Here is a 13,945-nt window from a genome sequence, read left to right on the forward strand (position 1 = left end):
CGGGGTTGAAACTACATTTATTCGTTAAGTCAGTCGTTTTATCTGCTTATTAAGCGCATTTCCTTTAGATAATCTTTCGATATATCGATAACTCCTGATGATAACGAATATTGTAATGAGGAAGATAATTATTCCGTATTGATAAGAGTTCTTATTTGCTTTATTGTTAACGCCAATTTCTGACAGATAACAGGAGTCGGTAACGTGAAATTAGTATCTGTAGCAAAAGGGCTGACCATGAGCCTGGCAGCAGGGGCTGTTCTGATGAGCAGCGCAGCATGGGCAGAAACGGTGGTTGACGCCGCAGGCCGTACAGTGGAAGTACCGGAAAAAGTGGAGCGCATCCTGTTAGGGGAAGGGCGTATGATCCACGCGGTGGCATTGCTGGAAGGGGATAAACCGCTGGCACGTATTGCAGGCTGGCAGGGTGACTTCCGCAAACTCGACCCGCAGTCTTATGCTGTCTACAAAGCTAAATTCCCGGAAATCGACAAGATCCCGCTGATTGGTAATACCACGGCTGACAGCGTCAGTGCAGAAAAAGTATTAACCCTCAATCCGGATGTGGCTATTTTTGGTCTGGCCGGTCACGGACCGGGTAAAAACAGTGAACTGGTTGGTCAGCTGGAAAAAGCGGGCGTGCCGGTTGTATTTGTGGATTTCCGCAATGAACCGCTGAAAAATACCCTGCCGGGTATGCGTGTGCTGGGTAAAGTGCTGCACCGCGAAGAAAAAGCCAAGGCCTTTGAAGATTTCTATCAGAAACAGATGAAGTTAGTCACCGATGTGACAGACAACATCCCGGAAGACAAAAAACCGACTGTCTTTATTGATCTGCGTGCCGGTTCTTTCCCTGACTGCTGCGGAACAGCCGGTAACGGTAACCTCGGTAACTTTATCGATGTCGCAGGCGGTAAAAATATCGCCAAAGATGTTCTGCCGACCCCGCTGGGCACGATGAACCTGGAAAAAGTGATTGCGGTTGATCCGGATATTTATCTGGTGAGCGGCGCGAAAGCACCGGGCAGCACCGATGCGGGCGTTCAGCTGGGTGCACAGGCAACAGAAGCCGATGCAAAAAACAGCCTGAAAGCCATTACAGAACGTCAGGGTATCAATACGCTGACGGCGGTGAAAGAAGGGCGTGACTATGCGGTCTGGCACAACTATTATAACTCACCTTATAACGTGATTGCCGCCCAGGTCTTTGCCAAGTGGTTCTATCCGGAGCAGTTTAAAGATCTTGATCCGAAGAAAACCATGGATGACATGTACAGTCAGTTCCTGGCTGTCGAACCAACCGGAACATACTGGGTCAGCGGTAAATAATTTTAAGTAGTCAGCAGGTATTTGAATAATGAGTATTACCACAGAAGCAATGCTACAGACCAAGCCGGAACAGGCAGACGGTGAATTAAGCTGTGATGTGAAATCACATTACCGGCGTTTACTGCGCAGGCGGCTGATGTGGATGTTTGCGGTGGTTGCGGTAATACTCTGTACGGTGGTGCTCGATTTTACCATGGGCCCTTCCGGGCTGACTCTCGATGCGCTCTGGCAGACTCTTGTGTCGCCGGAAAGCGTGTCGGCGGGCACCCGTGTGATTGTCTGGGAAATCCGTCTGCCGTACGCCCTGATGGCGGTAGTGGTCGGTATGTCCCTCGGCCTTGCCGGGGCAGAAATGCAGACCATCCTCAATAACCCGCTGGCAAGTCCGTTTACCCTCGGCGTCTCCAACGCCGCATCGTTTGGTGCGGCGCTGGCGATAGTCCTCGGGATCGGTATTCCGGGCGTGCCGGATCAATGGTTTGTCTCCGCGAACGCCTTTATTTTTGCCCTGTTTTCCGCGCTGATGCTTGACGGCATCACCCGCTGGACTCGTGTGGCAACCTCCGGCGTGGTGTTATTCGGTATTGCCATGGTCTTTACCTTTAACGCACTGGTTTCAATGATGCAGTTTATCGCCACAGAAGACACCTTACAGGGGCTGGTTTTCTGGACGATGGGCAGCCTGGCGCGTGCCACCTGGGTGAAACTGGGTGTGATGACGCTGGCATTTGCCATCCTGCTGCCGCTCTCCATGAGTAACTCGTGGAAGCTGACCGCACTGCGCCTGGGTGAAGACCGGGCTGTCAGTTTCGGGATTAATGTGCGCCGTCTGCGTCTCGGCACGTTGCTGCGCATCAGTATCCTGACTGCACTGGCGGTGGCTTTTGTCGGCCCGATTGCCTTTATCGGCCTGGTTGCACCGCATATTGCCCGTATGATGTTTGGTGAGGATCACCGTTTCTATCTGCCGGCGAGCGCATTAATCGGGGCGCTGGTACTGTCGATGGCGTCCATTGCCTCGAAAAACCTGATTCCGGGGGTGATTATTCCGGTTGGTATTGTGACATCACTGGTAGGTGTGCCGTTCTTCCTGAGCATGATCCTGCGTCATAAAGGGAGCATGTAAGATGGATTTGAATGCAATGTCTGCTCAGAGCGGGTTACAGATTAAACACTTCAATGCAGGTTATCCAAAACGGAAAATCATTGAAGATCTGAGTGTTGAGCCACTGCCGCATGGTAAAATTACTGTGCTGCTCGGGCCGAACGGCAGCGGAAAGTCCACGCTTCTGCGCTCTCTGGCCGGACTGAATAAAGCCGAAGGGCAGTTATTGCTCGACGGACATGACCTGATGCGGATGAATTTTGCCGAACGCGCGAAGCAGGTGGTTTATCTGCCGCAGACACTGCCTGCGGGTGTGCATCTGCATGTACTGGAATCGGTCATTGTTGCGCAGCGGGCATCCGGTGGTGTTTCAGACCGGGACAGTGAGCAGGAAGTTATGTCTCTGCTGTCACAACTGGGTATTGAACATCTGGCGCTGCATTATCTGGATCAGTTATCCGGTGGTCAGAAACAATTAGTCGGGCTGGCACAATCATTAATCCGCCAGCCGGAACTGTTATTACTGGATGAGCCGTTAAGCGCACTGGATTTAAATTATCAGTATCACGTAATGGATTTGGTGCGTCGTGAAACACAACGCCGGAATATTATTACGGTAGTGGTTGTCCATGATATTAATATCGCACTGCGTCACGGCGATCATATATTAATGCTGAAAGACGGAAATTTAATTGCAGAAGGTGACCCGGAGTCTGTTATTACCCCGGATAGCCTGGCAACCGTTTATGGCGTACGCGGTCGTATTGAGCACTGCTCACAGGCTGTGCCGCATGTTGTGATTGATGGTCTGGTGCCGCGGGCAGTTGCATCGCTGGCATAATAAAACCGGTTTATATTACATATTCTTTTTTATTCTCTGCGGAATATATTTCCGCAGAGGATGATTATCTGTATGCCGCATATGTTTTTATGCGCTGATAATACATTGTTTTCTGTATAGTTTATATTTATAAAAACAAATAACCTTATAAAAGGTAATAATAAAATAATGTCCGATGCCTGAAATGGCAGGGTCGTTATTATTAAAAAAGGGATATAAATCCCTGAGAGCAAATGTCGATTGTCCATAAATATATTATCTCTTGGAGAATCAAAAGAATGGTTATTTTTTCAAAACGAAAAGTGGCGGTATGTGTTATGGCAGCACTCGCCGCTCAGGTGATGGCTGCTCAGGCTGCAAATAAAGAAGACGTGATTATGGTCACCACCGCATCCGGCTTCCAGCAGAAAATTGAGGATGCTGCGGCGACTATCTCCGTTGTTTCACGCGAACAGCTGGAAGATAAAGCGTACCGTGATGTGACAGATGCACTGAAAGATGTACCGGGTGTTGTGGTTACCGGTGGCGGCAGTTCTTCTGATATCAGTATCCGCGGGATGGACCCGAAATACACCATGATTCTTGTGGACGGAAAACGGGTTGCCAGCCGTGAAACGCGCCCTAATAGTGATAACTCCGGTATTGAGCAGGGATGGTTACCGCCGCTGACTGCGATTGATCGCATTGAAGTGGTGCGCGGACCGATGTCTTCACTGTATGGTTCGGATGCCATGGGCGGGGTTATCAATATTATCACGCGGAAAGCGCAGGGCGAGTGGCATGCAAGTGTCCGTACCGATGCCACTATCACAGAAAGCAAAGACAGCGGTAACACCGGGCAGGGCAGTTTCTTCGCCGCTGGTCCGCTGGTGGATAACCTGCTGAGCATGAAAGTGAATGGCCAGTATTCTCATCGCGGGGAAGATAATTTTTCAAGCGGTTTTAACCGCCAGATCATGACCAGCGGCGGCGGTACACTGACATTAACGCCGGATGAGCAGAACAGCATCGATTTTGATTTCAAAAAAGATAATCAGCACCGTGATTCCCGCTGGGAAAAAAGTGCGTCAGAATCCAGTAAAAAGAAAAAATCCAGCAGTTTCAGCAAGTATGAAATGGCACAATATGCGATTACCCATGACGGTAACTACGACTGGGGCAGCATGAACAGCTATGTTCAGCGTAACGAAACCAAAAACCCGGGCCGTAATATGGAGTATTACGACACCATCGCCCGTAACCAGACAGTTATGCCGCTCGGCGATCATATGCTGAGCCTCGGTGGCCAGTATCGTTTCGAAGAGCTGAAAGATAAAGGCAACAAACTGGAAGGTAATAAACTTGACCGCTACAGCTGGGCACTGTTTGCAGAGGATGACTGGGCACTGACCAATGATTTCACTCTGACCGGCGGTCTGCGTATGGATAAAGATGAAAACTTTGGTACGCACTGGACGCCGCGTGTTTACGGCGTGTGGCATCTGGATGAAAGCTGGACAGTGAAAGGTGGTGTGTCTACCGGTTACCGTTCACCTGATCTGCGTCAGGCAACGGCATCATGGGGACAGGCAACCGGCGGCGGTAACTCAAATGCGGTTATTTTCGGCAATCCGAATCTGAAACCTGAAAAGACCGTTACCGAAGAGATTAGCGTGCTGTGGAACAATCAGGATAACCTCAATATGAGCCTGACGGTCTTTAATACTGACTTTAAAGACAAAATCACAGAAATCCGCCGTTGCGGAACAGGTACAACGATAACATGTACTGAGAAAGACCCGGACGGAAATACTTATGATTTCGTCAGTGACCGTATCAACGTCGATAAAGCCAATATGCGCGGTGTTGAAACGATTATGAACTGGCAGATTACCGATTCTGTTGATTTAACGGCTAACTATACCTTTACTGATTCTGAACAGAAGAGCGGTAAATTTAAAGGTAAACCGCTGAATAAGACACCAAAACATATGGCTAACGCCACACTGAACTGGGATACCACGCAGGATATCAAAACCTGGAGCCGGATTAACTTCCGCGGTAAAACGTCTGATTACCTGTCCCGCACCAGCATGGCAACAGGAACAGGCTCTTATGCTACCGTGGATATCGGCGGCAGCTATCAGCTGAATAAAGACCTGAACTTTGTGGCGGGTGTGTATAACGTACTGGATCGCCGTATTGATAATGAAAACTACGGAGCCACACTCGACGGCCGCCGTTACAACATCGGTCTGAACTATAACTTCTGATGTAACCATCATTCATTATTATGTGTCGAAAAACGGCGCCCTTTCCCGGGCGCCGTATTTTTTTATGGCAGGCAGAGTGACTGAAAAATACACGAACAGCCGGATTTTTTAACGTTTTTGCTATAAATATTCAAAGTTTCGTCACGGAAATTCTGCTGCTAAACCGGTATGGAAAAAAATTGCCTGATAAGGGCGAACAAAGCTTGAAATTTATGACCGGGGGGTGCAGAATGCGCCATCCAAAAAAATAACTGATGCATTTATACGCATCGGTTTTTTTTTTGCACTAAAATATTGTCACCGACAAAAAAAGGGGCCGATAGGCCGGATAACTGTTTACTGAATTACACCGGACGATAAACACCGGTATGAGGATGCGATAAATGGCGCAATTTTTCACTTTTGCACCTGTGCCAATCGGCACTGGCTGCTGCAACGACGACTACGGAGCACGGCGCTCCTGCTCTGCACTCCAAACCCCTTCTTACTTCACTGCCTACAGGCAGATGCGAAGTCTTCCCGGTAACACGCCATCTGATAGTAGTATCAGTATGATTGTCGGTGTTACGGGAGGATTCGCTCATGTCGCATAATTCTGCAATTGATATTGGCCTGAACCGTACAGCTGCCAATAACCGCGTACAACTCGCAAAAACACTGACACTCGTCCAGGTCGTTATGATGGGGCTTGCTTACCTGCAGCCGATGACCATCTTTGATACCTTCGGGATCGTGTCCGAAATTACCAGCGGTCATGTTGCGACGTCTTATGCTATCGCACTGACAGCCATTCTTTTTACTGCGCTGAGTTACGGAAAACTGGTTAAACGGTTCCCTTCCGCCGGCTCGGCGTATACCTATGCCCAGAAATCCATGAGCCCGCATATCGGCTTTATGGTCGGCTGGTCATCACTGCTGGACTACCTGTTCATGCCGATGATCAACATTCTGCTGGCAAAAATTTATCTTCAGGCTATCTTCCCGGACTGTCCGCCATGGATCTTTGTCGCCGGTCTGGTATTCCTGATGACATTATTTAATCTGCGCGGCATCAATGTCGTGGCAAACCTCAATACCGGAATTGTCGTGGTACAGGTTGCTGTGATGATTGTGTTTGTCGGTCTGCTGATCCGTGGTGTGTCTGCGGGTGAAGGGGCGGGTACGCTGCTCTCCTTCCGTCCGTTTGCCTCCATTGATGCGGAAATGATCCCGATGATAAGCGGGGCAACGATACTGTGCTTCTCCTTCTTAGGGTTTGACGGTATCAGCTCCCTGTCAGAAGAAACACCGAATGCCGGGAAAGTGATCCCGAAAGCGATTTTCCTGACCGCACTGATTGGTGGCCTGATCTTTATCGCGGTGTCTTATTTCCTGCAGCTCTATTTCCCGGATGTGTCCCGTTTCAACAATCCGGAAGAGTCACAGCCTGAAATTATGTACATGGTGGCCGGTGCCTTCTTCCAGTCCATCATTCTGGTGTTCTCCTGCGTGACCGTACTGGCTTCCGGTATGGCAGCACAGGCAGGGGTATCCCGTCTGATGTATGTCATGGGCCGCGATGGTGTGTTCCCGGAGAAATTCTTCGGTTACGTACATCCGAAATGGCGCACCCCGGCACTGAACGTGATGCTGGTGGGTGTTCTGGCGCTGAGTGCGGTCTGGTTTGACCTGGTCACCGCAACCGCGCTGATTAACTTCGGTGCACTGGTGGCGTTTACCTTCGTTAACCTGTCGGTGATTTCACAGTTCTATATCCGCGAGCGCCGCAACAAGACGCTGGGCGACCAGATCAACTACCTGCTGCTGCCGATTATCGGTGCTGCGACCGTCACGGTGCTCTGGTTCAACCTCGATGCGAAATCGATGGAATTAGGACTGAGCTGGGGCGCACTGGGTCTGATCTATATGTTATGGCTGACCCGCCGCTTCCGTCGTCCGATGCCGCAGATGCCGGAACAGTAAGTTTTAAGCAGTTCTTTATCCCGGAAACGGCGCACAGTTTGATTCTGTGCGCCGTTTTTTTATATGCAATAAGGTATAGTAACCCGCTGAAAGTACAGTAAATCATAAAAGATAATGATTAAGGGATGCGGATGTATATTGAACACAGCCTGATGGCAGACTATTTTTATGCGGGACTGGCACTGCTGGTCATTGCCTCTTTTGTGGCCGGGTATATTGATTCTATCGCAGGCGGTGCGGGGCTGATTCTGATCCCTGCTTTTATGCTGACCGGCCTTCCGCCGCATATGGCACTGGGTCAGGAAAAGCTGGTGAGCTCTGTCGGTACACTGGCGGCAATTTCAAACTTTATCAAAAACAAATCCGTTTACTGGCAGATAATTCCGGCCGGGATTATTTCATCGTTCTTCGGAGCCTGGGTGGGCGCGAAGGCGATTATTTATCTGCCGTCTGAAACGATTACCTACATTATTATCTGTATGCTGCCGATCGGCCTGCTGGCCGCTTTCTTTAAAGGGAAACTCGGTGGCGCACAGCAGGGTAATGCGGTACGTAAATCTGTCTGGCTGGTCTTTTTTACCTGTTTTATTGTCGGTTTCTATGACGGCTTTTTCGGGCCGGGCACCGGCAGTATCTTTATTATCTGTCTGTTTCTGATCAACAACCTGGATTTACTGAAATCCTCCGCCACCTCGAAAATCTTTAATCTGGCATCTAACGTCGGCGGGCTGGTGGCGTTTATTATGGCCGGACATATCGCGTTTCTGCTCAGTATCCCGATGATCGCCGCCAGCCTGCTCGGAAATCACCTCGGCAGTCAGCATGCCATCCGTACCAATGGTGAGATTGTCCGCAAAATCCTGATCCTGACCGTCGGAATTATGATGGTGACGCTGCTGATCAATCTGTTTAAATAAACCGGTTTCGTGGTTAATCTGTTAAATTTGTTAAAAATAGTATTTGTATTATAAATAAGATAAGAGGCATAATTACTTAATGAACAATAAGTAATCTGAATCGGGGGAAAGTATGATCAACAGTCAGCAACCTGACAGCGCACGTCTTATTCAGGCACTGACAGATATTGTCAGTCATAAACATATTTTAACGGAGCCGCGTAAGACGGAGCGATACCGCAAGGGTTTCCGCTCCGGTGAGGGCAGTGCGCTGGCGGTGGTGTTCCCGGGTACGCTGTATGAACTGTGGCAGGTGTTTAAAGCCACTGTAGAAGCTGACAGAATTGTGATCATGCAGGCGGCCAATACCGGTCTGACAGAGGGATCCACGCCGAGCGGGGATGATTATGACCGTGAGATTGTCATTATCAGCACACTGCGCCTCGATAAGATTCAGGTACTGACAAAACAGCAGCAGGTTGTGGCGTTACCCGGCAGTACCCTGTGGCATCTGGAAAAAGTCCTGAAACCGCTGGGCCGTGAGCCGCATTCCGTGATTGGCTCTTCCTGTATCGGGGCATCTGTGGTCGGCGGGATTTGTAATAACTCCGGCGGTTCGCTGGTGCAGCGGGGACCGGCTTATACCGAACTCGCGCTGTACGGTCGTGTTAATGCGGACGGCACTGCAGAACTGGTAAACCATCTGGGGATTGATTTAGGTTCGTCCCCGGAAGAGATTCTGAATTGTCTGGAATACCGCCGCTATCAGGAGGCGGATATTGAGGATACGGATAAACCGGCGTCTGATCATGACTATCATCAGCGTATCCGCGATGTGGATGCAGACACGCCGTCCCGTTTCAATGCCGATGAACGCCGCCTGTTTGAAGCCTCCGGTTGTGCCGGTAAGCTGGTGGTGTTTGCGGTGCGCCTGGATACGTTCCCGTCACAGGGGGAGAACAAAGTCTTCTATATCGGCACCAATACCCCGTCGGTACTGGAAGATATCCGCCGCCATATTCTCGCCAGCTTTAAACATCTGCCGGTGGCAGGGGAATATATGCACCGCGAGTGTTATGACATCGCGAAAGTCTACGGTAAAGACAGCTTCCTGACGATTGATAAACTCGGTACCGAAAAAATGCCGAAACTGTTCACCATCAAAGGACGGATGGATGCGATCTTCAATAAAATCCCGCTGCTGCCGAAAAACCTGATCGACCGAACAATGCAGTTATTCAGCCATTTATGGCCTAACCATCTGCCGCGCCGGATGGAGGAGTACCGCGATAAATATGAACATCACCTGATGCTGAAAATGGCCGGTGAAGGCATTGATGAAGCCCGCAGCTGGCTGAGCAGTTTCTTTGAAAATGCAGAAGGCGGCTTCTTTGAGTGTGATGCCAAAGAGGGCGCAGATGCTTTCCTGCACCGTTTTGTGGCCGCCGGTGCCGCTATCCGTTATCACGCGGTCAACAGCAGTAAGGTGGAGGATATCCTGGCGCTGGATATTGCGCTGCGCCGTAATGATCAGGCGTGGCTGGAAGTTCTGCCGCCGGAAATTGAGAGTAAACTGGTGCATAAACTCTACTACGGACATTTTTTATGCCACGTTTTCCATCAGGACTATATTGTGAAGAAAGGCGTGGACCCGCACGCACTGAAAGAAGAGATGCTGGAAATCCTGAACACGCGCGGGGCGGAATATCCGGCAGAGCATAATGTCGGCCATCTGTATAAAGCCAAACCACAGCTGAAAGCCTTCTATAAAGCGACGGACCCGACCAATACCCTGAATCCGGGATTGGGTAAAACCAGTAAATTAAAATACTGGGGTGAAGGGCACGAAGGATGTGGCTGTAGTCAGCATCAGAAATAACCTTACTGAAGAATGAAATCCGCAAAATCCGGTTATGTCTGTAACCGGATTTTTTCATTAATTTTCCGGATAAATCAGTAATGTTAATAAGGGATTAATTTTATTATAATCAGCTTTTCTCCCTGTTTACTGGTCACTATGTTTAAAAGACTCAAAAATGCCTTCGGCAAAGCGGTTCAGGTCAAATGCCATAAAGCAGAGGTTTTGCATAACCTCAGTTCGGATGAGCGCGCGCTGATTATCTATATTCTGAATGCCCGTGATGAAAATGTCAGTATCGGCATCAAGCACAGCAGTGCCGATTCACTGATCACCAAAGGGGTGCTGAAGGAACTGGGACGGGATACTGAGAGCCGGACACGGCTGGTATCTGTTTGCCCGAAGTACAGGGAATCCCTGTGCCGGGTGTTTTATACCTCGAATAAAGCGGGATAATATTATTGCCGGGAGCGCTGCTCCCGGCGGTCTGTCTGCTTACTCCGCCAGTTGTTGCGCGTACTGTACCAACTTCTTCAGCAGTTCTGTTTTATGCGCATCATGCTGATATTCCTGCATCATTTCACCGATCTGTTCAAAATAACGTGTTAAATTATCCTGACTGAATACCTCACGGCGATGGGCCAGCCAGCGCTGCTGCTCCTGTTCATCCAGCGTACCCGGGAAATTCCGTGCACGGTAGCGGAACAGTAATTCCGGCAGACGCGCATCCTGATAACTTAATGCCAGCGCAGGCAGATTTTTCGGATCGGTTTCGCGGATAATGGTCATTGCCGCTTTATCTGAGTCACTGAAAAAGCCCTGATAAATCATGCGATCCACATCATTCTGCGGCGGGAACTCACGCGGTTGTGCGAAAACGGCCACCACTTTCTCGCGGATCTCCGGATGCTGATGCAGCAGTTCCGCATTGCGGGCACACACATCTTTGTCGAGCCCGATACGCTGTGCATCCTGTGGGCGCAGGGTATTTTCCGGCGCCAGGATCGGGCATTTATTAATATGCACCAGCTTGAGCGGTACCGGAGATGCGCCGTCCGGCAGTTCATCACGGCGGGTATAGAGGTGCTCACGCAGGGTATCCGCATCCAGTGTCAGCAGCGGGGTCAGATCACCGGCCAGGTCGCACATAATCACGGCATTGCGGTTATCCGGGTGCCATGCCAGCGGAGCCACCAGGCTGGTATTGGCACGGACAGCCCCGAACATGCCGGAGACATGTACCAGCGGCTTCATGGACGGAATATCAATCAGAGCGGCGAGTTTACGTTTGTCGCGCAGACTGAAGAAATAATCAAACAGACGCGGTTGAGCGCCCCGTAACTGTTTTGCCATGGCGATGGTGGCATACACGTCAGCCATCGCATCGTGGGCATTTTCGTGGGCGATGCCGTTTGCGGCCGTCAGATGCTCCAGCTTAAAGCTTGGCAGACCTTCGTCATTTTCCGGCCAGTTTGTACCGTCAGGACGCAGGGCATAACAGGCGCGGGTAATATCAATCAGATCCCAGCGGGAATTGCGGTTCATCCAGCTGTAGGCATACGGGTCGTAAAAGTTCCGGTAAAAAATATTACGGGTGACTTCATCATCAAAACGAATACTGTTATAGCCGAGAATGCAGGTATCCGGTTGTGTAAAGGTGTCATGAATCAGTCTGGCAAACTGCGCCTCATTAACACCTTTCTGCAACGCTTCCTGCGGCGTGATACCGGTTATCATCACGGCGGCGGGTTGCGGCAGGTAGTCATCTGCCGGGGCGCAGTAGGCGATCACCGGATCGGCGATAATATTGAATTCACTGTCAGTGCGGACACCGGCAAACTGCGCCGGACGGTCACCGGCAGGGTCCTGCCCGAAGGTTTCGTAATCGTGAAAGAAAAATTGTGCTGAAGACACCGTATGGCCCGTTTTCTGATAAATGATGGGCTACAGGGTAACAAATCGGGAACAAAATACCAATTTCAGTACTGATTATCCCTGTCATGTTATCCGATAGCCGATCGCACAAAATTGCAGTATTTTATGCGGAATGTCTGCCAGCTGAAACAATTCCGCACAGAAATACGCTACACTGAATAAAACTGACGAAAACCGGCGGAAGTGCTTGTCGGCAGTCATGGTTAACCTGTATTGTTTAATGAATCACATTTCAGATATGACTAAGGGTAGAATAATGGACAACACAACCAAGCCTTCCTTTCACAATGTCCTGGAGTTCGTTCGTATGTTTCGCCGTAAAAATAAAATATTGCGTGAAATAACTGACAACGAAAAGAAAATTCGTGATAACCAGAAACGTGTACTTCTGCTTGATAACCTGAGTGATTACATCAAGCCGGGTATGTCCATTGAAGATATCCAGGCCATCATTGCCAATATGCGCAGTGACTACGAAGATCGTGTGGATGAGTACATCATCAAGAATGCGGATCTGTCAAAAGAGCGCCGTGAAATCTCCAGAGAGCTCAAAGCGATGGGCGATATCAAAGATATTAAGTAATCGCATAATCAGAACCACAGAAACCGTGAATGGCAGCATTCGCGGTTTTTTTAACTGTTCTGAAACTCTTCTGCCCGTCGTTCCAATTCAGACATATAAGATGTTCTGGCTTTTTCGTGGCCGTCAGGGCTCATAACACTGATGATTTGAATGTTATCATAATCGAGCCAATGCCTTGAAAACACAAGGTAATGATTGGAATGTCTGTCAATCTGTGCTTTGTTTTTTTTCCATCCGGGTTCTGACGGTAATCGGATATGTAGTTTATAGACGAAAGAATCACACAACCGGGGATTACTTTCCCATTGACCCTCATTACCGAAATGATCAGGTAAAATCTGTGAGTTCTTCCAGGTCTCTAAAGCTTTAGCATAACTGTTTGCGATATCCGGCATCTCTACATCAGAATGAACACTCACTATGCAAGGCATCGGTGTTACTCCTATACCGGGAGTTTGAGTTTTTTGTGTTCAGCAGCAATCCAGGAACGGACTTCGTTATCACCCGGCATATCTGTTAAATGCACTGTATTTTCAGGAGGCATGCTTTGTTCAATGAGTGACAATGTATCTCTGAGGATAAATTCACTTTGTGCGACCGCACGACCGAAGCGAAGCAGATTAGCTTTATATTGTGCTTGCTGTCCGGGGTTACCGGGGAACGTTTTACTGAGGTTATCATTTGCCATGACAAGCCGGATGGCTTCTTTAACGCGCATATGATGTTTAAGACCATCAGCGCACAAACGTTTCATTCGCGGAGTGAATGCAAAAAGGGCACCTTTTCCCCGGTTTTGTCTGTCTTGTACGACTGTATTCAGAAGTGATCGCTGATGTTCATTGATCTGATTAAGATAATCAGCAGCATCTTCAAGCGGCAGGAAAACGACGCCCCCCGGAAGATTAAATGTGAGGGAGGCCGCCACATTATGGTTTGTACTTATTTCCACTGCGGTTACGGGTAAGGTTGTGCTTTGTGCAGGAACAGGAGCGAGCGAAGCCATAAGGCTTGCCACGATAGCTGTAACGGTTGTCTGGGTTGTCTTTTTTACCATGCTGTTTCTCCTGTTACTTCAGAGTCACTGACAGGCAGGACTCTCAAGACGTCATTAGTATAATTGAAAGCCAGCTTCGTATAAAGAACCATCAGTTACCGGTCTTTTCCGGAAATAAAAAAATGGCTTC

12 protein-coding genes are annotated in these 13,945 nt (G+C 49.3%); 9 read left to right on the forward strand and 3 right to left on the reverse strand.

All coding sequences use genetic code 11. The features are described 5' to 3' along the window. Positions 1 to 237: 237 nt before the first annotated feature. The 8 genes from R5268_RS14280 to R5268_RS14315 all read left to right on the forward strand — a co-directional run bounded on the left by R5268_RS14280 (position 238) and on the right by R5268_RS14315 (position 10,699). Entirely contained in the window at positions 238 to 1,329 is a 1,092-nt protein-coding gene (locus tag R5268_RS14280) for an ABC transporter substrate-binding protein (RefSeq protein WP_208323379.1), read from the forward strand. 28 nt (positions 1,330 to 1,357) lie between these two features. Then, positions 1,358 to 2,455, forward strand: coding sequence for a FecCD family ABC transporter permease (locus R5268_RS14285; protein ID WP_046894914.1), 1,098 nt, complete (start codon positions 1,358 to 1,360; stop codon positions 2,453 to 2,455). Position 2,456: 1 nt separating this feature from the next. Then, positions 2,457 to 3,275 carry an ABC transporter ATP-binding protein gene (locus R5268_RS14290; protein ID WP_052925936.1) on the forward strand — a complete coding sequence of 273 codons (819 nt, stop codon included), beginning with the start codon at positions 2,457 to 2,459 and terminating at the stop codon, positions 3,273 to 3,275. 278 nt (positions 3,276 to 3,553) lie between these two features. Beyond that, positions 3,554 to 5,527 carry a ligand-gated channel protein gene (locus R5268_RS14295; RefSeq protein ID WP_182107984.1) on the forward strand — a complete coding sequence of 658 codons (1,974 nt, stop codon included), beginning with the start codon at positions 3,554 to 3,556 and terminating at the stop codon, positions 5,525 to 5,527. Positions 5,528 to 6,109: 582 nt separating this feature from the next. Then, positions 6,110 to 7,489 carry an APC family permease gene (locus tag R5268_RS14300; protein ID WP_046894917.1) on the forward strand — a complete coding sequence of 460 codons (1,380 nt, stop codon included), beginning with the start codon at positions 6,110 to 6,112 and terminating at the stop codon, positions 7,487 to 7,489. A 131-nt stretch (positions 7,490 to 7,620) separates the two neighbouring features. Then, positions 7,621 to 8,406: a sulfite exporter TauE/SafE family protein gene (locus tag R5268_RS14305; protein WP_317419693.1), complete on the forward strand. Its 786-nt coding sequence runs from the start codon at positions 7,621 to 7,623 to the stop codon at positions 8,404 to 8,406. 112 nt (positions 8,407 to 8,518) lie between these two features. Beyond that, positions 8,519 to 10,264 carry a D-lactate dehydrogenase gene (gene dld / locus R5268_RS14310; RefSeq protein ID WP_046894919.1) on the forward strand — a complete coding sequence of 582 codons (1,746 nt, stop codon included), beginning with the start codon at positions 8,519 to 8,521 and terminating at the stop codon, positions 10,262 to 10,264. Positions 10,265 to 10,402: 138 nt separating this feature from the next. After that, the gene (locus tag R5268_RS14315) at positions 10,403 to 10,699 is read left to right on the forward strand and encodes a hypothetical protein (RefSeq protein ID WP_046894920.1); all 297 of its coding nucleotides are present in this window, start codon (positions 10,403 to 10,405) and stop codon (positions 10,697 to 10,699) included. Between the two features lie 39 nt (positions 10,700 to 10,738). On the opposite strand, the gene sbcB is transcribed toward R5268_RS14315, so the two are convergent. Beyond that, complete coding sequence (gene sbcB, locus R5268_RS14320) at positions 10,739 to 12,157, reverse strand: exodeoxyribonuclease I (protein ID WP_218454282.1); 1,419 nt, start codon at positions 12,155 to 12,157, stop codon at positions 10,739 to 10,741. 277 nt (positions 12,158 to 12,434) lie between these two features. Here sbcB and tmaR point away from each other — a divergent pair, with 277 nt between their 5' ends. Next, entirely contained in the window at positions 12,435 to 12,761 is a 327-nt protein-coding gene (gene tmaR, locus R5268_RS14325) for a PTS system regulator TmaR (protein ID WP_025154524.1), read from the forward strand. Between the two features lie 50 nt (positions 12,762 to 12,811). On the opposite strand, the gene R5268_RS14330 is transcribed toward tmaR, so the two are convergent. Both R5268_RS14330 and R5268_RS14335 read right to left on the reverse strand, forming a co-directional pair. Beyond that, the gene (locus R5268_RS14330) at positions 12,812 to 13,192 is read right to left on the reverse strand and encodes a type II toxin-antitoxin system YafO family toxin (protein ID WP_218454281.1); all 381 of its coding nucleotides are present in this window, start codon (positions 13,190 to 13,192) and stop codon (positions 12,812 to 12,814) included. An 11-nt stretch (positions 13,193 to 13,203) separates the two neighbouring features. Beyond that, on the reverse strand, positions 13,204 to 13,815 hold the full coding sequence (locus tag R5268_RS14335) for an iron-sulfur cluster assembly scaffold protein SufA (RefSeq protein ID WP_317419692.1): 612 nt from the start codon (positions 13,813 to 13,815) through the stop codon (positions 13,204 to 13,206). Between the last annotated feature and the right edge of the window lie 130 nt (positions 13,816 to 13,945).

The sequence above is a fragment of the Morganella sp. BCCO 40_0007 genome (assembly GCF_032989665.1).
In the GTDB taxonomy this organism is placed as follows: Bacteria; Pseudomonadota; Gammaproteobacteria; order Enterobacterales; family Enterobacteriaceae; genus Morganella; species Morganella sibonii.